This window comes from Antarctobacter sp. (assembly GCF_034670325.1).
Lineage (GTDB): Bacteria > Pseudomonadota > Alphaproteobacteria > Rhodobacterales > Rhodobacteraceae > Antarctobacter.
In genome coordinates this window covers 47,754-68,591 of the sequence record NZ_JAXMNR010000007.1, presented here as the reverse complement: position 1 = coordinate 68,591, position 20,838 = coordinate 47,754, and the positions used below count along the sequence as shown (strand labels likewise).

Genomic DNA, 20,838 nt, shown 5'->3' with positions numbered 1-20,838 from the left:
CGGCTATGCAGTCTCATGCCCCGACGGTATTGCGCGCCGGTGGCATATCCCTGCCCGAGGACGGAGCGTTTGCCAGATGGCCACCCTGCAATTTCCCTCTGCGCCCACCAAAACGGCCTATGACGTCATCATCATCGGCGGCGCGATCATGGGATCATCGACCGCGTGGTTCCTGACCGAAAACCCGGATTTCGACGGCTCTGTTCTGGTGGTGGAACGCGACCCCAGCTATGCCAAGTGTTCGACCGCGCACACCTACTCCTGCATCCGGCAACAGTTTTCCGACCCGCTGAACGTGCGAATCTCACAGTTCACCGCCGCGTTTATCAAGGACCTGCCGGACCGGATCGGCGATGCCCGTGCGCCGCGCCTGTCGGTGCAGAATTTCGGCTATCTCTACCTTGCGGACAATCCGCGCTTTGCGGATGAGCTGCGGGCCAACGCGCGGATGCAGCGGAGCGTCGGGGCCGAGACGGAACTGCTGACACCTGACGCAATCGCGGCGCGTTATCCGTTTTACGCGCTGGACGACATTCTGCTGGGGTCGATCAACACCAAGGATGAGGGCTACTGGGACGGTGGCACCCTGTTCGACTGGTTGCGCCGGTCCGCACGCAGCCGTGGGGTCGAGTATATCGGCAACGAGGTTGCGGCCATGACACGCGACGGGGCGCGCGTGACCTCTGTCACGTTGGCCTCCGGTGAGATCATCTCTTGCGGCCATGTGGTCAACGCCTCAGGCCCGCGCGCCGCGCGCACGGCGGCGATGGCGGGGATCCCCCTGCCAGTGGAACCTCGACGCCGCTTTAACTGGGTCTATACGGCGGAAAAACCGCTGGACCGCGCGCTGCCGCTGACCATCGACCCCTCAGGCGTGCACACCCGGCAGGACGGACCGACCACCTACATGGCAGGGGCCGCCCCCGCCGAGGATCTGACTGTCGATCCGGATGATTTCCGCATGGATCACGACCGCTGGCAGGATCACGTCTGGCCGATCATCGCCGCCCGCATTCCGCAGTTCGAGGCGATCCGCGTTATCACCGAATGGGTGGGCCATTACGCCTATAACACGCTGGATCAGAACGCCATCGTAGGGCCGCATCCGGAGGTGGACAACCTTCTGTTCCAGAACGGATTTTCCGGCCACGGCTTGCAACAGGCCCCAGCCATGGGGCGGGCCATCGCGGAACTGATCACGCATGGCGGGTTTCGCAGCCTCGACCTGTCCCCGATGCGGTTCGAACGGATTTTGAGCAAGCGTCGCGCGGTGGAAACGGCCGTGATCTAGGCGCGGATGACAGGCCCGGACCCGTGACGCGCGCCGCTTGGGCGCGTCACGGGTCCGGCTTTGCCCTGCCCTGATCCAGCGCCACGCCCAGCATCTTGCGCAACAGCCGTTTCAACTCAGCGGCCTCGGTCCGTTCCAGATCGCGGGCATCGCGCGACTCGTGGTCGGCGAAGATTGGCATCAGCGACTTGACCCGCGTTTCTCCCGCAGCGGTCAGGCGCAGTTCCATGGCGCGTTTGTCATCCTCGGGGACGCGGCGGGTGATCAACCCGTCGGCCTCCATCTGGCGGACCATCTTGGTCATATGCGCCCGCTTGATGCTAAGCGCGCGGGCCAGCAACCCCTGCCGGATACCGGGGTTTTCATAGAGCACCATCAGTACCGAAATCTCGCCGGGTCTGACCTCTTCGCCCTCAAAGGTACGAAAGAAATCGGCAAAGCTTTGCAACTGCGCCAGCCGCAACAGAAAGCCCAGCGAATCCGACAGACGGCCATAGCGCACGACAGTTTCGGCGGCATGTTCGGGCGCATCAATCATATGAATGGCCTCCCCTGTTTCGCTGTTTGCGATATCATTATTGTTTCCTAGTAGACAATTTATCCATTTCGAGTCAAGTTCAGCGCCGACATGGAGGGCAATCCACCTCCGGTCATGGAGGAGGAAACATGGCCAATACTGAACGGCTCGTTGCATTCTGGGACCCAAAGCTGAACATCACAAGACGTCCCGACGGAACCATCCTGCTGTCGCAGGCCGCGCCTCTGGCGTCCTACCCACGCTGCATCTCCGACAGTTTTGCCCACTGGGCCAAAACCACACCCAAGGCTGATTGGATCGCCCAGCGCGGTCCCGACCGGGAATGGCAGATATTGCGCTATGGCGAGGCGTTTGACCGCATCCGGTCTATCGGCGCGGCTCTGGTGGCGCTGGGGCTGGGACCGGACCGCCCGGTGCTGATCCTGTCGGGCAATTCCAACGCCCATGCGCTGATGGCGCTGGGGGCGCAGCATGTCGGCGTGCCCTCGGCGGCGCTGGCCCCCGCCTATGCGCTGTCCGGCGGCGACTATGCCAAACTGCGCAACATTGCCGGTCAATTGACGCCCGGCCTGATCTTTGCCGAGGACGCCACGCCCTTTGCCGCCGCAATCACAGAGGTTTTTGGCACCGATATCCCGGTGGCCTCCCTGCGTGGCAGCGTACCGGGGTGCGCCATGTACGCATTCGAGACGCTCACCACCACCGCCCACAGCGCCGGGATGGAGGCGGCCAATGCCACGATTACTCCCGACACCGTGGCCAAGTTCCTGTTCACCTCCGGCACCACCGGCACCCCCAAGGCGGTGGTCCAGACCCAAGGGATGCTCTGTTCCAACCAGCAGATGGTCCGGCAGGCCTGGCCTTTCCTGACAGAGACACCGCCGGTGGTCGTCGACTGGGCACCGTGGAACCACACCGCCTCTGGCAACAAGGTGTTCAACATGGTGCTCTGCCATGGCGGCACCTACTACATCGACGATGGCCGCCCCACGCCGGACGGGATCGGACGTACGATCGAGACGCTGCGCGAGGTCTCTCCGACATGGTATTTCAACGTGCCGCTGGGCTACCAGATGTTGCTGGACGCGTTCGAGACGGACGACAAGCTGCGCGAGACCTTTTTCGCGCGGTTGCAGATGATGTTCTACGCCGGTGCAGGCATGAGCCAGCCGGTCTGGGACCGTCTGACCCGCGCGGCAGACCAGATGGTGCCGGGCGGGGTGCTGCTGACCACCGGTTTCGGCGCGACAGAGACCGGCCCCTTTGCGATGATCAATTGCGAGCGGCAGGAGAAATCCGGCAACCTCGGCCTGCCCGCCCATGGGGTGACGGTCAAACTGGTGCCGCAGGGCGACAAGCTGGAGGCGCGGATCAAGAGCCCCTCGATCACGCCGGGATATTGGCGCAACCCCAATCTGACGGCAGAGGCGTTTGACGACGAAGGGTTCTATTGCTTTGGCGATGCGTTCCGGTTCGCCGACCCGGACGACCCCGGCAAGGGGCTGCTGTTCGACGGGCGGCTGGCAGAGAATTTCAAACTGGCCTCGGGCACTTGGGTTGCTGTCGGGCCGCTGCGCGGCAAGCTGGTCGATGATCTGGGCGGGATCGCCGCCGATTGTGTGATCGCGGGCGAAGGCCATACCGAACTGGGCGCATTGGTGGTGCCAGACCGGGCCGCCCTGCGCGAGATCGCGGGCGTGGATCTGGACGGTGAGGCGCTGCTGAACCATCCGGCGGTGCGCGCCGCCGCCGTGTCCCGGCTATCGGCCCACGCCAGCCGGGCCACCGGCTCTGCCAGCCGCGTCAAACGCATGATGTTCCTGTCGGTGCCGCTGGATTTCAACAAGGGCGAAGTGACGGACAAAGGCTCGATCAATCAACGCGCGGTGCTGCGCCAGCGGGCGGACCTTGTCGCCTCGCTTTGGGGAGAGGATCCGCGCGTGATCGAGGTGACGTCATGACGCCGGAATTGTTGGCACAGATCCTGTCCCGCACACCGGGATGGGCCGCGCAGTCGGCCTCTGCCGGGCTGGACGACACGGCCGTAACGCAAATTCTTGGCGAGACGTTCAAGCTGGCCGAAGAAACGCTGGCGCCGCTGGCCGCCCGGGCCGACGCCGAGGGATGTCGGGTCGACAATGGCCGAGTGCGGACACCAGAGGGCTATGGCGAGGCCTATCGCGCGCTGGGTGACGGCGGCTGGCTGGCCGCCGATCTGCCCGACGATCTGGGCGGCTTGGGTCTGCCGCTGGCGCTGCACGTCGCCGCCGCCCTGCCTCTGGAGGGGGCGGCCCTGCCCTTTATGATGCTGCCGGGTTCAAGCCGCGCTGCCGCCTTTTGCCTTGCGGCCAACGCGCCGGATCTGGCCGCCGAATGGTGCCCCCGGCTGGCGGACGGCACATGGGCCGCAACCATCTGTATTTCGGAACCGGACGCCGGATCGGACGTGGGCCGCATCCGCACCAAGGCCAAGCCACAGGGCGACGGCTGGCGCATTTCCGGGACCAAATGCTGGATCAGTTTCGGCGATCAGGACATGACCGACCGCATCGGCCACCTGCTGCTGGCCCGCACCGGCGACGCGGCAGAGGGGACGCGCGGGCTGTCGCTGTTCCTTGTGCCCAATGTCACCGACGACGGCGTGTCCAATGGCATCCATGTGGAGCGGATCGAGGAAAAGCTGGGGCTGCATGGCTCTCCGACTTGCGTGCTGCGATTTGAGGATGCCGCCGGCACGATGATCGGCGCGCCGGGGCGCGGGTTACCGGCGCTGTTCACCATGATCGAGCGGATGCGTTTGCAGGTGGGCACCCAAGGTGCAGGTGTCGCCGCCAGTTGCGCGCGCCTTGCCCGGTCTTATGCGCAGGACCGGCGGCAGGGCGGCACCCCCGCGGCACCCGCCGTTCCCCTCACCGCGCACCCCGACGTGGACCGGCAACTGCTGCTGATGGAGGCCCGCGCCCTGCTGCTGGCCGCTCTGGTGCTGGAAACCGCCTGCACGCTGGATGCCGCCAAGGCGGGCAGCAAACAGGCGGCGGCGCTGGCCCCGGTTCTGCTGCCGCTGGCCAAGACCTTTGGCGGCGAACTGGGTCAGGACAACGCCAGCGCGGCAATTCAGGTGCTGGGCGGGGCGGGCTATACCCGCGAATGGCCCGCCGAGCGGCATTTCCGCGACGTGCGCATTACCACGATCTACGAGGGGACAACCGGGATGCAGGCGCAGGACCTTGTGCTGCGCCGCCTGCTCAAGGATGACCGCGCGCTTGACGCCTTTCCCGGCGATGCGCCCGACGATTTAGCTGTGCCTCCGCTGCTGGCGCGTTTCGCGGACCTGATCGGTCGGCTGAAGGCGGCGGATACCACGGCGCGGCTCTATGGTGCCGATGGGGTCCTGCGCGCGGCGTGGTGCGTCCAGAGCGCCGTGTTGGCCGTCCGGTTGCAAGGGATGTCTGCACAGACCGACCGGGCGCTGGACCTGTGGCTATCGCAATGCCCCGCCCAGATGGCGCAGGCCGAGGCCGGGGTGGACTGGGCGCTGAAGCAGGATCGCTGAGGGCGGCAATTCGACCTTTGCGCTTTGCCTGTGCGGCTGGCATGGGTTGCGCGACGGAAATTGCCGCCCGATGCGTATAACCCCGGTCGTATGTTGCCGGGGGTCCGTCCCGAGCCAGACTGGAGCCTTGACCGATGAATTTGAAACCCCTGCTTTTGCTGCCGCCCCTCGCGCTTGGTGTGGCCGGTTTCATGTGGATGACCAGCGGTCAGGACACCCAGCCGCAAACACGCGAAGAAGCCCGGCTTGCCGTTCGGGTGATGACGGTCAAGGCAGGGGCCCTGCCCTTGTCCGCCACCGGCTATGGCAGGGTCGCGGCGATGCACAGTTGGACGGCGGTGACGCAGGTGGACGGCCGGATTCTGGATCTTGTCGGCGATCTGGCCGAGGGCACACTGGTCGAGGAAAACACCCTGTTGGTGCAGATCGACAAGACCGACTTCGATCTGGCGATCCAGAAATCGCGCGCCAATATCGCCGCCGCAGAGGCCGCACTGACGGAACTGGACCGCGAAGAGGAAAACGCGCGCCGCCTGCTGGCGCTGGAGGAAAGCATCCGCGTCGTGGCACAGGCGGAATTCGACCGGGTCCGTGACCTTGTTGACCGGGGCACCAGCACCGCGGCCTCACTGGATACGGCGCGCAAAGCCTTGCTGGCGCAGGAAAACGCGGTCACGCAGCTGACCAACACGCTGGACCTGTACCCGGCGCGGCGCGCCTCGGCAGAGGCGACACTGGCGGTGCGACAGGCCGAACTGGCCGAGGCCGAGCGGGCGTTGGGCAACACCACCATGACGGCCCCATTCCGGGGGCGCGTGGCCGAGGCGAATGTCGAGGTTGGCCAGTTCGTCCGCACCGGAGAGCAATTGCTGACGCTGGATGCCATCGACGCGGTCGAGGTCGTGGCCTCGTTCCAGCCGCAGGTTCTGGCCTCTGTGGTCCAGACGTCGCTGGGCCAGAGCATCGCGGAAACCACAGAGGTCGACGCAACCAAGGTGGTGGACCTGCTCAAACAGTCCGGCGTGACCGCAAGCGTGCGGCTGGATCTGGCCGGAGGGGCTGCCCGGTATCCAGCGGACATCATCCGGTTCCGGGGGACCATCGACAGCGAGACCGGCACCATTGGCATCGCGGTCCGCGTCGACGACCCGTTTCTGGCCGGTGGCCCGGCCCGGCGGCCACCGCTGAACGTCGGCGGGTTCGTGTCCGTAGTGCTGGAGGCCACCTCGCCAGAGGACGCCATCGCCATTCCGCGCTCAGCGGTTCAGCAGGCCGATGACGGCACCCCTTTTGTTTATGTCGCCGATGCCGACGACCGGCTGCAGATCACGCCGGTTGTGCTGGGTCCTGTCGCAGACGACCGCATCCTTGTACGCGACGGGCTGGTCGCGGGCGACCGTCTGGTCCTGTCCGCGCCGCGCCCGCCCATCGCGGGCATGGCCCTTAGCCCGGTCGACGTGGACGGAGAATCCAAATGATCTCTTACTTCGTACGCCACCCTGTGGCGGCCAACCTGTTGATGGCGCTGATCTGCATTCTGGGCATTTCGGTCATCAGCAATATCGAGCGCGAAACATTCCCCGAGTTCACCTCTGACAGCGTTTCCGTCTCGGTCGGCTACCCCGGCGCATCGGCGGTTGACGTGGACGAAGAGGTCTGTGGCCCGCTGGAGGACGCGCTGACCGGCCTGTCCGGGCTTGCCGACTTCCAATGCTTGTCCATCGACGGGCGCGCAGCTGCGACGGCGGAACTGGAGGAAGGTGGCGACATCATCCAGTTTTTCAACGACGTATTTTCCGCCGTCTCGGGCATTGGCGACTTTCCCGACGACGCCAATACTCCGGCGGTCGAGATCGCCTCGCGCAGTGATCTGGTGGCGATGATCGCCATTTCCGGGATCACCGGCAAAGAGGGTCTGATTGCCTATGCGGACGAACTGGCCGACACGCTGCTGGCCTTGCAGGGCGTGGCCGATGCCACCGTATCTGGTATTACCGGGCGCGAATTGCAGGTGACCTTTGACCAACAGGCGCTGCGCCGCTTTGGCCTGTCCAGCCGCGATCTGGTCGATGCGATCGAGGCACGCAGCCTGCGCCAGCCGCTGGGCAGCGCGGACCTCAGCGAGTCTAGCCTGATCCTTCGGTATGTCGGGGCCAGCCGCACCGTGGCCGATCTCGAAGACCTGATCGTGATCGAAAACGCCGACGGCGGGCTTGTGCGTCTGTCCGATCTGGCAAGCGTCAAACTGGTGGACAGCGACGAGAACCGGCAAAGCTATATCAACGGCGTGCAGACGGCGATCATCTCGATTTCCAAATCTGCCGATGAGGACAGCATCCGCGTCTACGAACGGGTCGATGCGGTTCTACAGGCAGAACGCGCCACATGGCCCGACCCGTTTGAGATTACCGTGATCAACAACATGACAGAGTTGATCGAGGAACGGCTGACCCTGATCCTGCAAAACATCGGCATGGGCCTGGTGCTGGTCTTTGTGACCATGTGGCTGTTCTTTTCGCTGCGCGAGGCGCTGTGGATTTCCGCCGCCCTGCCGGTGTCCTTTCTGGGCGGGCTCTTTGTCATGAGCGTGCTGGGCATCACCATCAACATGATCACCCTGATTGCCCTGTTGATGGCCGTAGGCCTGATCATGGACGACAGTATCGTGATCGCCGAGAATATCGACAAATGGCGCCGCCGTGTCCCCCCGCTAGAGGCCGCCGCGCGCGGCACGATGGAGGTTCTGCCGGGCGTGCTGTCCTCTTTCCTGACCACCGCCTGCGTCTTTGGCCCGCTGATGTTCCTCTCTGGCGAGATGGGTCAGATCCTCAAGTTCATTCCGATGGTTCTGCTGATCACCCTGTCTCTGTCACTGATCGAGGGGTTCCTGCTGCTGCCGAACCACCTCAGCCACGTGGGTCAGGTCGATCCCGACGCCCATGAGACCCGCCCCGCCGCCCGCGCGCTGGACTGGTTCAAGGAGCGGCTGGTGATGCCGTTGGCCAGCGCGCTGGTCCGGCTGCGGTATCTGACGTTCGGGTCCGTGATTACCGCCCTGATCCTGTCGATCGGGCTGATCGCGTCTGGCCAGATCAAGGTGATCGGCTTTCCGGCGACGGAAAGCGATACGATGGTCACGCGGGTGTCGCTGACCTCTGGCATCGCGCGCGAGCGCACCGTGGCGACAGTGGACCAACTGTTGCGCGGGTTGGAACAGGTGAACGCGCAACTGACCCCCGGCACCGAAGGCGGCGCGCCGCTGGTCGAGCGGGTGCTGGTGCAATACGCCGTCAACGCCGATGTGTCGGACAATGGGTCGAACACCGCGACGATCACCGTCGACCTGCTGGAAAGCTCATTGCGCAACGTGCTGGCCGACGACGTCCTGGAGGCTTGGCGCGTGGCGGCGGGCCCCCTGCCCGACATTGTCCAGATCAGTTTTTCGCAAGCAGAGACCGGCCCCGGCGGGCTGGATCTGGATGTCGAACTGCTGGGACGCGATCTGGGGGAACTGGAAGAGGCTTCGGGGGTGCTGCTGACCAAACTGCTGGCCCGCGATGACGTCACCGAGGCGTTTCAGGACCTCTATGGCGGGCGGGACGAGGTACAGATCCGACTGAACAACTACGGCTATTCCATCGGGCTGACCCCGCAATCCCTGTCCGCCCAATTGCGCGACGCCTTCGAGGGGTCCGAGACCGACAGCTTCCGCCTTGGGGCCAGCGACCGCACCGTGCGGGTGCAACTGGCCGACACCGTCACCAGCCTGACAGAGCTGGAGCGGTTTCCCATCGTTCTGGCGGGCGGCGTCCTGACCAGCCTGTCCACGGTAGCGGACCTGACGCATTCGGCGGGTTATCCCACAGTGACGCGCAAGAACGGCATGGCCGTGGCCCGCATTCAGGGCAAGATCGACCGCAGTGTGACCACCTCGACCGCCATATCCAACGTCGTTCTGGATGAGCTTGCACCGCAACTGGCAGAGGCGTTTCCCGGCGTCCAGATCAAGATCGGCGGCGCGACGGAGGAACAGCAGCAATCGCAATCCTCGATGATGTCGGCGCTGTTGCTGGGTCTGGTCGGGGTTTACATGGTGCTGGCCTTTCAGTTCCGGTCCTACAGCCTGCCAGTGGTTGTCATGTTGTCGATCCCCTTTGCGTTGATCGGTACCATTCTGGGGCATTGGGGGCTTGGCATGGATATCTCGATGCCCAGCCTGATCGGCTTTGCCTCGCTGGCGGGGATCGTGGTGAACAATTCGATCCTGTTCCTGACCTTCTTCCAGACACACCTGACGGACGACGACTATGTCTCGGCCTCGCTGAACGCGGTCAGGGATCGATTCCGGCCAATCCTGCTGTCGACCTCGACCACCTTCATGGGGCTGATCCCGATCATTCTGGACAACAGCCCGCAAGTGCAGACTCTGGTGCCGCTGGTGGTGTCCGTGGCCTTTGGCCTTGTGGCGTCGATGGTGCTGGTGGTGCTGGTGTTCCCCTCTGTCCTGTCGATCTATTTCGACGTGGTCAGCGTGCGGAAATGGATCGGGCGGTTTGACGAGGACAGCGCCGGGGCCCCGGTCCCAGTCAAGGCGGCGGCCCCTTCCTCCTGAGCCGGGGCGGCCCTGTTCAAAGATCAGTCGGCCCGGTCGTATGTCACCGTGGTCTGCCCCTGTCGGTCGGTCCATATCAGCCGCGTGGCCGAGACGAGGGTCAGCAGATTGCCGTCCCGGTCCCGGAACACGCCGGGGGCGACCAGACGTAAGGTCACCGGCGATGAAGCATAGTTATGCCGTTGCAGCGTGATCATGTCCGGCGTGACCATCTGCACGGTCTCGACCAACGGCGGGCCGTCGCGCCAGTGGCCGACATAGGTGCCGCTGACAAGCGCCGCATGCGGATTGTCAGCAATCCGCCAAGAGCTATCGGGCTGGTCGGCTGGCGACACCGCAGGGGCAAGGTTCAACACCAACAGGATCGCGCTGCAGTGGGCAATGACTTGAGGGCGCATGGGGGCGCGATCCTTGGCAACGCCGGGTGCGGTGCCCCGGCAGACCGCGTCAAGGATAGCACCGGGTCCGCAGGCCCCGAATGGGGGTGATCCCCCAATTCGGGGCTGGGTTTTGCGCGACCCCAGCCCCTCAGTTTTCCGCGCGAAAGCCGGTGTCGGCGCGCCGCAACTCACCGGGAGTGGCCAGACCGTTGCGGTCCGCATCCCCCCTTCGGTATGCAAGCCGGCAGGCCCCGAAGGTGCGAATGGTGATCGCCGTGGACTGCCCCGCGGCGGCCATCTGCCGGACGAACAGCCGGAATTCGGAAAAGCTCAACAACCCGTCACGGTTGGCATCCGCAGGGGTGAACGCCTGCACCTCAAGCGGGGTGACGGCCCCCGCGCCCGGCGCGGTGGTCTGGGCATTTCCGCCCGCACAGGGCCACAGGACGGCGCACAATAGACCCCCCCCATCGGGTCGCATCATGTATCCGTCGCCCTTAGCATCCGCAGTGAAAACACCGTGCCCCTCCCGGAATGTGACACACCCGTCAGATCAAGCCCGTTCTGCGCCGCAAGCTGGTGACAGATGACAAGGCCCAGCCCGTGCCCGGTGCCGTCCGCCCCCGATTGCCAAGCTTGCCGGTTCCGCACCAGATTCTCTGGCCTCATGCCAGAACCGGTGTCCAGCACCAGCGGTTACAGGTGCTCCCGGCCTATGCGGACACCCACAAGGCCCTCCCCTGATCGGTTGATTTCACCACGTTGGACACAAGGTTTGACAAAGTACGCATCAGCTGCAGGGTTGGGACGCGCATCTGCGCTGACCTTGGAAAGATGCGCTGGTCCAGCCCCTTGGCCCGCGCCTCGTCGCTGAACATCTGGCCGACGGACTCTTGCACCAACGACACCGGAGAGGGATAGGTTTGGTCTGCCATGTCCTGCCGAGGTGCGTCTTGCGCCTCTTGCGGCGCGTCGCGCGCCATGCCCTTGATCGACAGGCGCAACGCGCCTAGCGGCTGGCGGCTATCGTGGGACATGCCCGCCAACTGCAACCTGCGGTTACCCGCAAGTTCGCGGATGCGGGCATGATTCCGCTCTGCCTCCAGCAGATCGCGCGCAGGCAACGTCATTTCGCGCAGGTGTTCCGGCGGATGCTGGAGGATGTGCCCCCTGCCGCAGCCCTGTCGGACCGTGAACGCCGGACGCTGAACCTGATTGTAGCGGGTCGGTCGAACCGGGAAATCGCCGAAATTCTAGGCATCAGCGCCAAGACCGTTGACCGGCACCGAACCAACCTCATGCAGAAACTCGACATGCATTCGGTTGCGCAACTGATCGCCTATGCGCTGCGCGAGGGCCTGATCGCGCCCTCGCCGGACCTGTAACGCGCCATCTTTGTCAAAGACACCCGTCGAATGGGCGATGCACCCCATCCATTCCGGTCATGCTGGTCCATAGGTGCTGGGCAGATCCGGATTGCCGGACCCTTGATTTGACGGAGACATTCCAATGCCCGGCCAACTTTCCCTTTTGGACGACAATGTTCACGACACAAAACAAGCGGCGCAGACCTCATTGGACGCGGTCGGAGGCGCGATTGACGCGCTGGAACTGGTCAGCAGCAAGGGCACCGACCTGATGAAGGGGGATGCAGGCAATGACACGCTGGTTGCGACCGGCGTGAATTATGACCCCACCGACCCTTCGACCATTGGGCACAAGCTGTTTGTCGCCGGGGCCGGGAACGATCTGTTCATCGGCACAATGCGCAACTCTCGCCCGATCTGGGACACCGCAGAACAGCTTTACCGTCCATGACGATTACGATGGCGGCGCCGGGGATGACCTGATCCGTCCAGCGCAGGGCCGCACAAATATCGAAGGCGGCAGCGGCGACGATACCGTCGAGATCACGCAACAGGACTGGTTGTTGCCGTACGGCAGCGACCGGACAGAACCCGCCACCAGCACGGAATCCGACAAACTGGATTTTTCCGGCAGCGATCTGGGTTGGATCATCGACCTAGACGGCAGCTATTTCGGCGACCCGCTCAAGCTGGGGTGCAAAGGCGTGGCCGAAGGGCATGCACCCGGCACGGTCGATCTGCCGGATAAGACGGATTCTGCCGCGTTCGACAGCCTGCAACGGCAGCTTGGCTAGCCGTGCGGCAGCAATGACCTGCTGTTCGCAAGGGACGACATTCTGAACGGCGCCGCCGGGGCAGACCGTCTGACCGGTGGGGCAGGATTTCTTGACCGGGGACTAGAGGTGGATGTCTTTGTGGTTGCATCCACGACCGAGACGGCCACCGGGGCGACACGCGATCAGATACTGGACTTCGAGCTTAAAGCTGATGAGATCGACCTGTCTGGCATGGCAACCGGGACGCTGACATTTGTCGAGAGCGGCCCCTTCACCGGGTCAAATCAGGTCCGGGTGGTCGAGGCGATAAATGGGTCGAGTGGCGTCCAGATCAGCACAGACACCGATCTGGCCCCGGAGGCCGAAATTCTGGTGGCGAGTGTCACCGGACTGACAGCGGATGATTTTGCCTTGTGATCCACACCGCCCCCGGCGCGGGGGGTGCCGATGGCAACGATGTCGCCCTGCCCCCCGCACAGCGTCCGACAAGACCCGACAGCAAAAATATTCCGGTTTCCGACCCTACAACTACACTGTATCGCCTCTGTTCATGAAAATCGCGCTGTCAGGTCGGTTGGTGATTGCAAGGCTTGAAGAAGTCCGGGCGCAGCTAACTGCGCCTGCGACAGAGGCCGATGTCACGCTGGACCTGTCGCAGGTCGAGGCCATGGACACCGCCGGGGCCTGGCTGCTTGTGACCACGCAAAATGAGGTTCAGGGCCGTGGCGGACGGTGTGAGATCGCAGGCGCGTCGCAGAATCAGGTGGACCTGCTGGACGTCGTTCGACAGAGCATCCCGAAAAAAGCGCCCACAGCAAAGCCACGCCACGGGTTTTTTGACTGGTTGGAAGTGATCGGTCAGAAAACATGGTTCGGCATTCTTGGCGTGATCGAAATGCTTGGCTTTCTGGGCGCGGTGCTGGCGCGGCTTGGTTACGTCGCGCTCCACCCCCGCAGGCTGCGGGTGACCTCACTGGTGCACCACATGCAAGAAGTCGGGCTGAACGCGGTTCCCATCGTCTCGTTGATGGCGTTCCTGATCGGCGTTGTCATGGCGTTTCAGGGCGCGGTCCAGTTGCGGCAGTTCGGGGCCGAGGTGTTTGTTGTCGATCTGATCGCAATCTCTGTCCTGCGCGAACTTGGCATTCTTTTGACCGCGATCATTGTCGCGGGCCGGTCGGGGGCTGCGTTCACTGCGGCCATCGGCTCTATGAAGATGCGCGAAGAGATCGACGCGATGCGGACCTTTGGCCTTGATCCGATCGAGATCCTGATCCTGCCGCGCGTTCTGGCGCTGGTCTTCATGTTGCCGTTGCTGGGGTTCGTGGCGGACGTCATGGGCCTGCTGGGCGGGGCCATGATGTCGTGGATCGAACTGGATGTGTCACCCGGCATGTTCCAGACCCGACTGTACGATTCAGTCGATGTCTGGCACTACGCGGTCGGCCTGATAAAGGCCCCGTTTTTCGCCGTTATCATCGCAATCGTAGGATGTTACGAGGGCATGAAGGTCGGCGGCGACGCCGAATCCTTGGGGCGATTGACCTCAACCTCGGTTGTCTTGTCGATCTTTCTGGTCATCGTCGCGGATGCCATGTTCTCAATCCTGTTCGCTGTGATCGGCATCTGATGACCGTCACGCGCGATGCCATCATCCAGGTCCGCGGACTGCGCAACCAGTTCGGCGATCACGTGGTTCACGACGGGCTGGACCTTGACGTTTTCCGAGGCGAAGTGCTGGGGATTGTCGGTGGGTCCGGGACCGGGAAATCGGTGCTGTTGCGGGCCATTGCCGGTTTGCGGCGACCTCAGGCCGGCAGCGTGACCGTGTTCGGCACCAACCTCACCGATGCGTCGGACGAAACCCGCAGCGCCATCGAACAGCGCTGGGGTGTGATGTTTCAGGACGGGGCGCTGTTCTCTTCGCTGACGGTGCGCGAAAACGTCGAAGTTCCGATGCGCGAACACACCAACCTTTCGGCAGAGACCCGGCGCGCGCTGGCCGAGCTGAAGATCTCGATGGTCGGCTTGCCCCCAATCGCCTGCGACAAATACCCATCGGAATTGTCGGGCGGGATGCGCAAGCGCGCCGGGCTTGCCCGTGCGCTGGCGCTTGACCCTGAAATCGTGTTTCTGGATGAGCCCACCGCCGGGCTGGACCCGATTGGCGCCGCAGACTTTGACGCCCTGATCAAGAAACTGCAGACGACGATGGGCCTGACCGTTTTTATGGTGACGCACGATCTGGACAGTTTGCATGCGATCTGCGACCGGATTGCCGTTCTGGCGGAAAAGAAAGTATTTGTCACCGGAACGATGCGCGACATGTTGAAGGTGGATCACCCCTGGGTGCATGAGTATTTCCACGGTCCCCGCGCGCGGGCGGCCGGTTTAGGGACCGAGGGCTGAGTTCGAATGGAAACCAAGGCAAACTTCGTATTGATCGGGGCCGTGTCGGTGCTAGGAGTCCTTGGGCTATTGGGCCTGCTGGTCTGGTTCGCGAAGGTTGAGATCGACCGCCAATACACCTTGTACGAGGTTCTGTTCGAAAACGTATCCGGTCTGGGGATGGCGGCGGACGTGCGCTACAACGGGCTTTCCGTGGGTAAGGTGGTCAGTCTGGCGCTGGACGAGGACGACCCGGCCAAGGTGCGGGTCCGGATCGAGGTTGCCGCCGACACCCCGATCAAGACCGACACCAAGGCGCAACTGAACTCGCAGGGTGTCACCGGGGTCGGCTTTGTCGCCCTCAGCGGCGGCAGCCCCGAAGCCCTGTTGCTGCGCACCTCTGTCGATCCCTCGTCCGTGCCGCTGATCCCCACCGAACGCTCTGTCGTGCAGGCTTTGACTGAGGATTCGCCCGATCTGGTGGCCGAAGCCTTGGCCGCGATCAAGGAAATCAGAACCTTTCTGGGGTCAGAAAACCAGTCCTCTGTCGCCTCGTTGCTCAAGAACCTTGAAAGCGCGTCGGGGAAGTTGGAAACCGCGCTTGCGGATTTCTCCGAGATTTCCCGCACCGTGTCCGAAGGAACCGCCGAAATATCGAAATTCACCGGGCGGCTGGACAGCATCAGCACGTCGATCCAGACAACGTTGGGCAAGGTCGATGAGACGTTAGATGTCGCCAAGGTTGCCCTTGCCGAGGTCCAGCCGACAATGAAATCGGCCACAGGTGCGTTCACCGCCGCCGAGGCCACGATCACCCAGGTCGACACCTTCGTCCAGAAACAGGTGCCGAAGATCGCTGACGAAATGTCCGCCGCCGTTTTGTCCATCGAGACGGCGACCAAGGATCTGAGCCTGCAGCTTGAAAAGGTGCTGACGCAATTCGGAGGGTCCGCCGATGCGGCGACGAAACGGTTTGCCGAGTTGGAAAAGACAATCGCCTCTCTGGACCTTACACTGGCTGAAGGACGCAAATCTCTGGCCGCCATCGAAAGCGCGTCGATCAACTTTCAGGGGATGATAGACGGCGAGGGAACCGCCCTTCTGAAAGATGCCCGCACGACCCTGACATCGGTTCAGCAGGCCATCTCCGGCGTGGACAAAATCCTGAATGAGGACGTGCCCACCATCCTGACCGACGTCCAAAAGGCCGTCGCCTCTGTCACTTCGGTTGTCGACCAAGTGTCGAAAGACGTCACAAGGTTTACCAAGCGTCTCGACCCACTGGCCGAAACCGGCGAAACCACCTTGAAGGCCGCCACCGAGACGCTGAAAAACGCCAATCTGACGCTTGCCAATCTGGACGTGGCCCTGAGCGCCACAACAGAGACGCTGGACATTGCGCAGGGCACATTCGCCAGCGCCGACAAGCTGATTTCGACCGACCTTGGCCCGGCCATTTCCGACGTGCGCGCCGCCGCCGACCAGTTCAAGACGACAACGGCCAAGCTGTCCGACGACCTGCCCGCGATCACCGCCGATTTGCGCAAAGTCATGGCGCGGGCGTTGGAAGTGGTCGAGAACATCGATACAACTGTCGCAACCACCACACCGCCAATTCGGGCCTTTGCACAAACCGGGTTGCCAGAGTTCACCAAGTTTGCCCGCGAAGCGCAGCAACTGGTCAATCGTCTGGAGCAATTGGCCAAAAAGATGGAACGCGATCCAGCGCGATTCTTTTTCGGCAACAACGTACCTGAGTTCAGGAGGTAATCGGTTATGGCGTTTCTTGTGACACTGCGGTCAACGGCGCTTGGGCTCAGCATGCTGGCGATGGCCGGATGTTCTGCCATTTCGAGCATTCAGACCGCGTCAAAACCGCTGGACACCTTTGAACTGAGCCCCCTGCCCGCAGGCACGGTGTCCGTTCGGCAGAGCCGCCGCTATCTGGAAGTTGCAATGCCGTCCGCCACCGGGGCCTTTGCAAGCGACCGCATCGTGGTCAAACCGACCCCGCTCAAGATCGAGTCGCTGCCGGATGCGCGCTGGATCAATGACGCTACGGAACACGTTCAACTGCTGCTGGTTCGGTCGCTGGCGAATTCTGGGCGCTTTGCCCTTGTGACCGCCGCAGGGTCGGGGCCATCGCCTGACTATGTCCTGATGACCGATTTGCAGGCGTTTCAGGCAGAGGTCGGCGCGGATAGCGTGACCATTGTGGTCCGGAGCACAATGACTTTGCTCAGTGATACCGACGGGCGGGTGGTCTCATCGCGCAGTTTCGACACCTCGGCGACGGCCCCGGACACCTCCAGAGAAATGGTTGTGGCCGCCTTCGACGCGGCCATGACGGCACAATTGACCGAGGTGCTTGATTGGTTCGCCAAGACCCCCCTGAGGTGATGAGGGGGTTCATTGCCGTCTGAGGGGCCGGTTTTCACAGACAGAACCTCGCCATAATCGGGCTGCAAACTGGCCGGTGTCCAACTGCCGGGACATCTGTATCGGCGTTGAGCGGCGAGCCAACAAAGGCGCTTTGATCCGGTCAGTTTTTTCGGGAAACCGATATGAGAGTCACCGTCCCAAGGTGGCCGCGCACGCAGAGCAACCACATGTTATCGGCCCCTGAAAAGGGCGTATGCCAAGGGTTTCAAATGTCACCTCAAGTTTTCATGAGGCATAGAGCTTCAACCAATTGATGACTTCAGCCATCTCATAGGATTATTTGGCAAAGTGGCAGCCCGTAGGTCTGTCACACTATAATCTCAAAATATCTCTAACAATCCGACTTACTCTTATATTTATTGATACTTAGCCTCTCAGTGGTTATCAACCGATTTCGAGGCGTCTCGCCAAATCTTAGCTATTGTGGTGGGAACAATGGTGGGAAGGAAGTTTGATGGCGAAGCTAACAGCACGGTCGGTAGCGTCGCTCAAGAAAGCGGGCATGCATGGCGATGGCGACGGCCTCTATCTTGCGGTCAGTCAAGCAGGTGCAAAAAGCTGGATCTTGCGTGTCAGGATCAAAGGCGAGACGCGGCGTCGTGAAATTGGGCTGGGCACGGCATCGCTCTTGAGCCTGGCCGATGCACGGAAGAAGTCTCAGGCGCTCAGGGCGGAAGCCAAGGAAGGTCGAAATCCGATCGGGTTGCGGGATAAGCGCAACTACACCTTCAAATGTGCTGCGATCGAACTGCACCGATCACTCGCCCAAACATTCAAGAGCGGCAAGCATGGCGCCCTTTGGATAGCATCGTTGGAGAACCATGTGTTCCCCGCCATTGGGGAGCGCGAGATTGAGAGCATCCGCCGCGACGACCTTTTGTCAATTCTCACACCGCTATGGACCGAAAAGCATGATACCGCCCGGCGGATCAAGCAACGCATTGGTAACGTGTTTGACTGGGCGATTGGTGCCGGGCATTACGCAGGCTCAAATCCGGTAGACGGCCCGCTGAACAAGGCACTGCCCCGGAGCCGTCAAAAGGCGAAACATCACAATGCGTTGCCGTGGCGGGACGTACCAACCTTCATGGGCGAACTGTCGGGCCGGGAGGCGATAGCCGCACGCTGTTTGGAGTTAATCATTCTGACCGCGACCCGGAGTAACGAGGCCCGCGGCGCACGGTGGTCAGAGATCAATCTAGGCAACGCCGTTTGGACAATCCCGGCTGATCGCATGAAGATGGGGGAGACGCACCGTATCCCGCTGTCTGAGAGGGCCGTGCGCCTTCTCAAACAGGTCGAAGGATTGCACGCAGACCTCGTATTTCCATCCCCACAAACCGTGTCGAAGGCTGACGCCAAACCTCTTAGCGTCAATGCCTTTCGGCCCCTGTTTGCACGTATGGGGCGCGAAGGAACGACTGCGCACGGGTTCCGCTCGTCGTTTCGCGATTGGGCCGCTGAAAGCGCGCGCGCTGATCGAGAGGTCGCTGAGGCCGCGCTGGCTCACAAGGTCGGTGGCGTTGAAGGTGCCTATTTCAGATCTGACCTGTTTGATCGCCGCCGGGATCTCATGGAGGCTTGGGGACGATACATCGCAGGCGAGATGGGCACGGTGGTCAAGATGGTGCGAGCATGACGCCGGAAATCAAAGAAGAACTGGAAAAGATTGGCCTGACAAAGGCAATCGCAAAGACCGTCCATCGGCCGGGCCACATTACATCTCTGCTATCAAGATTTTCGCCCTCCGGCGCGCTGAACCCGCAGAATTCAAAGCACCGAAAAGAAATGGCTGAACAACTCCAACAAGTGCGCCAGCACGCCGCGGATTTGCGTAACGGGCTGATGGACATCAAGTTGGACCAGCTTCGAGCTATGGATCTTCACTTCACTGCCCCAAGCGAGCGAGATGATGGCATTCCAAAGCACATGAAAAGATGGACCGACCATTTGGTTGATCTGATTGCGGTGCTGGATCACGAGATCGAAATGAAACTTATGGTACACGGGGAGCAGATCGCAATGCAGACAGGGCCATCCAAAGCGGAACATGCTCGCAAGGTCGCGAGTGCGATTGCAGAAATTTACTATTTGGCTTTCGAAAAGGTTCCCGGTGCAGGAAACAACGGGGGTGAACCGAGCGGTCCCTACGGGATTGCCGTAAAGACGGTGCTCAGGCTGTTGGGGGTAACAACTGGATGGCGCGCGCCTGCCGAAGAAGCACGGGACGAAATTGCTAGAAATCTCGTTCATCTTGATCGCCTGTTGAACTACGAGAGCCTGAAACGCCGACCATCAATCTTCGACATGCGGTAATGCTATAGTTTCAGGTGCAATAAGCCATTTAGACGAGGGGGGACATGGCAAGGCAATAACTACTCCATCGAAACCCTATGGGAGAAATGGAAGTGGGCCTGAAAACAGAACTGTTGTCGATCAAGCAGATCGCCGATCACCTTGAACTGGGCGTCTCGACCATTTGGCGCTTGGTCAAGATGAAGAAATTCCCTGCACCGATAAAGGTCGGCGGCAGCACCCGCTGGAAGGTGCAGGATATTGAGGACTGGCTTGCTTCGCAGGAGGCAGCGTGAACAATGTCCCATTGCTATGATGCCCCCCCGAGTGGTTCAAAGATCGCGGGGGGGCAGGTCGTTGGTGCTGTCGATTGCGATGATAGCCCGAGTATAAAGCCTGTCAGATGTGATCGCCAGCATATTGTCGAAATAGACGCGTCTGGCGAATTGCGTCGCGTGGTCCTGGACCTACAGGGTTTCCGACTCCTCAAGCGTCTGGCCGATGCCGGCGTCATGGGGCTCAATCTGCACCGTGAGGATTTGATACGGCTTCTGAATACTAGAATTCCCGTATTTGCGGATGAGCCTGATGCCAAGGGCCGACAGAGAACTCGGTTGCTCGGTACGATTTCCGAGGTGCTGTGATGGTCAAAGAGTACAAGCAGCACAAGCGCGGAAAAGCGGCTCAAGAGCATTGGACGAAAATGCAGAGATCGACGATGGAAACGCCCGCTTGGCGGTCATTATCCACGGCGGCGCAGTCTGCATATGTCTGGATAAAGTTCGAATGGAAGGGCCCTAACGCAAACAACAACGGGAAAATCCAAGTCTCCCTGCGCCAGCTTGCTCAATGCATGGGCATTAACCCTGAGACGGCCGGTCGGGCCATGCTGGATCTTCAGAAGGCTGGATTTACCGTTGTTACCCGATGCGCACAGCTAGGCGTTCAGGGTAGGGCCAGCGGCCATCTGCTTGAGATTACTGAACTGCCCCTGCCGGGCGATGAGAGGGGGCAAGGCCGCCGACTGTTCGAGAAATGGATGCCGGGCAACGATTTCCCAATCGTTCGGCCACAGATCAGAAACCCGAAGGGAGGAGATCCACCATCTCGAAAGAAAGCTACAATTGATCGATAGGAAAAATGATCCTCGGAAAACAGAACCCCGTACGGATATTTGGAACAAACCTGTACGGGTT

The 20,838-nt window shown here is 62.0% G+C and carries 22 protein-coding genes; 17 read left to right on the top strand and 5 right to left on the bottom strand.

Translation table 11 applies throughout. From position 1 onward, the window contains the following. Positions 1 to 76: 76 nt before the first annotated feature. Positions 77 to 1,291, top strand: coding sequence for an FAD-binding oxidoreductase (locus VOI21_RS17575; RefSeq protein WP_323771258.1), 1,215 nt, complete (start codon positions 77 to 79; stop codon positions 1,289 to 1,291). A gap of 46 nt (positions 1,292 to 1,337) precedes the next feature. On the opposite strand, the gene VOI21_RS17570 is transcribed toward VOI21_RS17575, so the two are convergent. Further along, the gene (locus tag VOI21_RS17570; RefSeq protein ID WP_323771257.1) at positions 1,338 to 1,829 is read right to left on the bottom strand and encodes a MarR family winged helix-turn-helix transcriptional regulator; all 492 of its coding nucleotides are present in this window, start codon (positions 1,827 to 1,829) and stop codon (positions 1,338 to 1,340) included. Between the two features lie 128 nt (positions 1,830 to 1,957). On the opposite strand from VOI21_RS17570, the gene VOI21_RS17565 reads away from it, so the two are divergent. The 4 genes from VOI21_RS17565 (at position 1,958) to VOI21_RS17550 (ending at position 9,994) form a co-directional block, all read left to right on the top strand. Beyond that, entirely contained in the window at positions 1,958 to 3,790 is a 1,833-nt protein-coding gene (locus VOI21_RS17565) for a feruloyl-CoA synthase (protein ID WP_323771256.1), read from the top strand. After that, positions 3,787 to 5,382, top strand: coding sequence for an acyl-CoA dehydrogenase family protein (locus VOI21_RS17560; protein WP_323771255.1), 1,596 nt, complete (start codon positions 3,787 to 3,789; stop codon positions 5,380 to 5,382). Before VOI21_RS17565 ends, VOI21_RS17560 begins: the two co-directional genes overlap by 4 nt. Positions 5,383 to 5,516: 134 nt before the next feature. Then, a complete protein-coding gene (locus VOI21_RS17555) occupies positions 5,517 to 6,860 on the top strand; it encodes an efflux RND transporter periplasmic adaptor subunit (protein WP_323771254.1) in 1,344 nt (447 codons plus the stop codon). Then, positions 6,857 to 9,994 carry an efflux RND transporter permease subunit gene (locus VOI21_RS17550; RefSeq protein ID WP_323771253.1) on the top strand — a complete coding sequence of 1,046 codons (3,138 nt, stop codon included), beginning with the start codon at positions 6,857 to 6,859 and terminating at the stop codon, positions 9,992 to 9,994. The genes VOI21_RS17555 and VOI21_RS17550 overlap by 4 nt, the downstream gene beginning before the upstream one ends. A 23-nt stretch (positions 9,995 to 10,017) precedes the next feature. Here VOI21_RS17550 and VOI21_RS17545 read toward each other — a convergent pair whose 3' ends face one another. The 4 genes from VOI21_RS17545 to VOI21_RS17535 all read right to left on the bottom strand — a co-directional run bounded on the left by VOI21_RS17545 (position 10,018) and on the right by VOI21_RS17535 (position 11,411). After that, positions 10,018 to 10,392, bottom strand: coding sequence for a hypothetical protein (locus VOI21_RS17545; RefSeq protein ID WP_323771252.1), 375 nt, complete (start codon positions 10,390 to 10,392; stop codon positions 10,018 to 10,020). Between the two features lie 130 nt (positions 10,393 to 10,522). Beyond that, complete coding sequence (locus VOI21_RS17540; protein WP_323771251.1) at positions 10,523 to 10,858, bottom strand: hypothetical protein; 336 nt, start codon at positions 10,856 to 10,858, stop codon at positions 10,523 to 10,525. Next, positions 10,855 to 11,064 (bottom strand): ATP-binding protein, encoded by a 210-nt coding sequence (locus tag VOI21_RS24235; RefSeq protein WP_416358985.1) that lies wholly within the window; start codon positions 11,062 to 11,064, stop codon positions 10,855 to 10,857. Before VOI21_RS24235 ends, VOI21_RS17540 begins: the two co-directional genes overlap by 4 nt. 23 nt (positions 11,065 to 11,087) lie before the next feature. Further along, positions 11,088 to 11,411, bottom strand: a complete 324-nt coding sequence (locus VOI21_RS17535; RefSeq protein ID WP_323771250.1) for a hypothetical protein — start codon at positions 11,409 to 11,411, stop codon at positions 11,088 to 11,090. 48 nt (positions 11,412 to 11,459) lie between these two features. Here VOI21_RS17535 and VOI21_RS17530 point away from each other — a divergent pair, with 48 nt between their 5' ends. From VOI21_RS17530 to VOI21_RS17475, 12 genes are all read left to right on the top strand, one after another. Further along, the gene (locus VOI21_RS17530) at positions 11,460 to 11,759 is read left to right on the top strand and encodes a response regulator transcription factor (protein WP_323771249.1); all 300 of its coding nucleotides are present in this window, start codon (positions 11,460 to 11,462) and stop codon (positions 11,757 to 11,759) included. Between the two features lie 124 nt (positions 11,760 to 11,883). Beyond that, the gene (locus VOI21_RS17525) at positions 11,884 to 12,192 is read left to right on the top strand and encodes a hypothetical protein (protein ID WP_323771248.1); all 309 of its coding nucleotides are present in this window, start codon (positions 11,884 to 11,886) and stop codon (positions 12,190 to 12,192) included. 112 nt (positions 12,193 to 12,304) lie between these two features. Beyond that, on the top strand, positions 12,305 to 12,535 hold the full coding sequence (locus tag VOI21_RS17520) for a hypothetical protein (protein ID WP_323771247.1): 231 nt from the start codon (positions 12,305 to 12,307) through the stop codon (positions 12,533 to 12,535). A gap of 18 nt (positions 12,536 to 12,553) precedes the next feature. After that, positions 12,554 to 12,934: a M10 family metallopeptidase C-terminal domain-containing protein gene (locus tag VOI21_RS17515; RefSeq protein ID WP_416358989.1), complete on the top strand. Its 381-nt coding sequence runs from the start codon at positions 12,554 to 12,556 to the stop codon at positions 12,932 to 12,934. A gap of 127 nt (positions 12,935 to 13,061) precedes the next feature. After that, positions 13,062 to 14,147, top strand: coding sequence for an MlaE family lipid ABC transporter permease subunit (locus VOI21_RS17510; RefSeq protein WP_416358988.1), 1,086 nt, complete (start codon positions 13,062 to 13,064; stop codon positions 14,145 to 14,147). After that, positions 14,147 to 14,926 carry an ABC transporter ATP-binding protein gene (locus tag VOI21_RS17505; RefSeq protein WP_323771244.1) on the top strand — a complete coding sequence of 260 codons (780 nt, stop codon included), beginning with the start codon at positions 14,147 to 14,149 and terminating at the stop codon, positions 14,924 to 14,926. Before VOI21_RS17510 ends, VOI21_RS17505 begins: the two co-directional genes overlap by 1 nt. Before the next feature lie 6 nt (positions 14,927 to 14,932). Then, the gene (locus tag VOI21_RS17500; protein ID WP_323771243.1) at positions 14,933 to 16,675 is read left to right on the top strand and encodes an MlaD family protein; all 1,743 of its coding nucleotides are present in this window, start codon (positions 14,933 to 14,935) and stop codon (positions 16,673 to 16,675) included. A 6-nt stretch (positions 16,676 to 16,681) separates the two neighbouring features. Continuing rightward, positions 16,682 to 17,305 (top strand): ABC-type transport auxiliary lipoprotein family protein, encoded by a 624-nt coding sequence (locus tag VOI21_RS17495; protein ID WP_323771242.1) that lies wholly within the window; start codon positions 16,682 to 16,684, stop codon positions 17,303 to 17,305. 496 nt (positions 17,306 to 17,801) lie between these two features. Then, positions 17,802 to 18,986, top strand: coding sequence for a tyrosine-type recombinase/integrase (locus VOI21_RS17490; RefSeq protein ID WP_323771241.1), 1,185 nt, complete (start codon positions 17,802 to 17,804; stop codon positions 18,984 to 18,986). Continuing rightward, on the top strand, positions 18,983 to 19,663 hold the full coding sequence (locus tag VOI21_RS17485; RefSeq protein WP_323771240.1) for a hypothetical protein: 681 nt from the start codon (positions 18,983 to 18,985) through the stop codon (positions 19,661 to 19,663). Before VOI21_RS17490 ends, VOI21_RS17485 begins: the two co-directional genes overlap by 4 nt. 92 nt (positions 19,664 to 19,755) lie before the next feature. Continuing rightward, complete coding sequence (locus VOI21_RS17480) at positions 19,756 to 19,938, top strand: helix-turn-helix transcriptional regulator (RefSeq protein WP_323771239.1); 183 nt, start codon at positions 19,756 to 19,758, stop codon at positions 19,936 to 19,938. A gap of 347 nt (positions 19,939 to 20,285) precedes the next feature. After that, positions 20,286 to 20,777, top strand: coding sequence for a hypothetical protein (locus VOI21_RS17475; protein ID WP_323771238.1), 492 nt, complete (start codon positions 20,286 to 20,288; stop codon positions 20,775 to 20,777). The last annotated feature ends 61 nt before the right edge of the window (positions 20,778 to 20,838 follow it).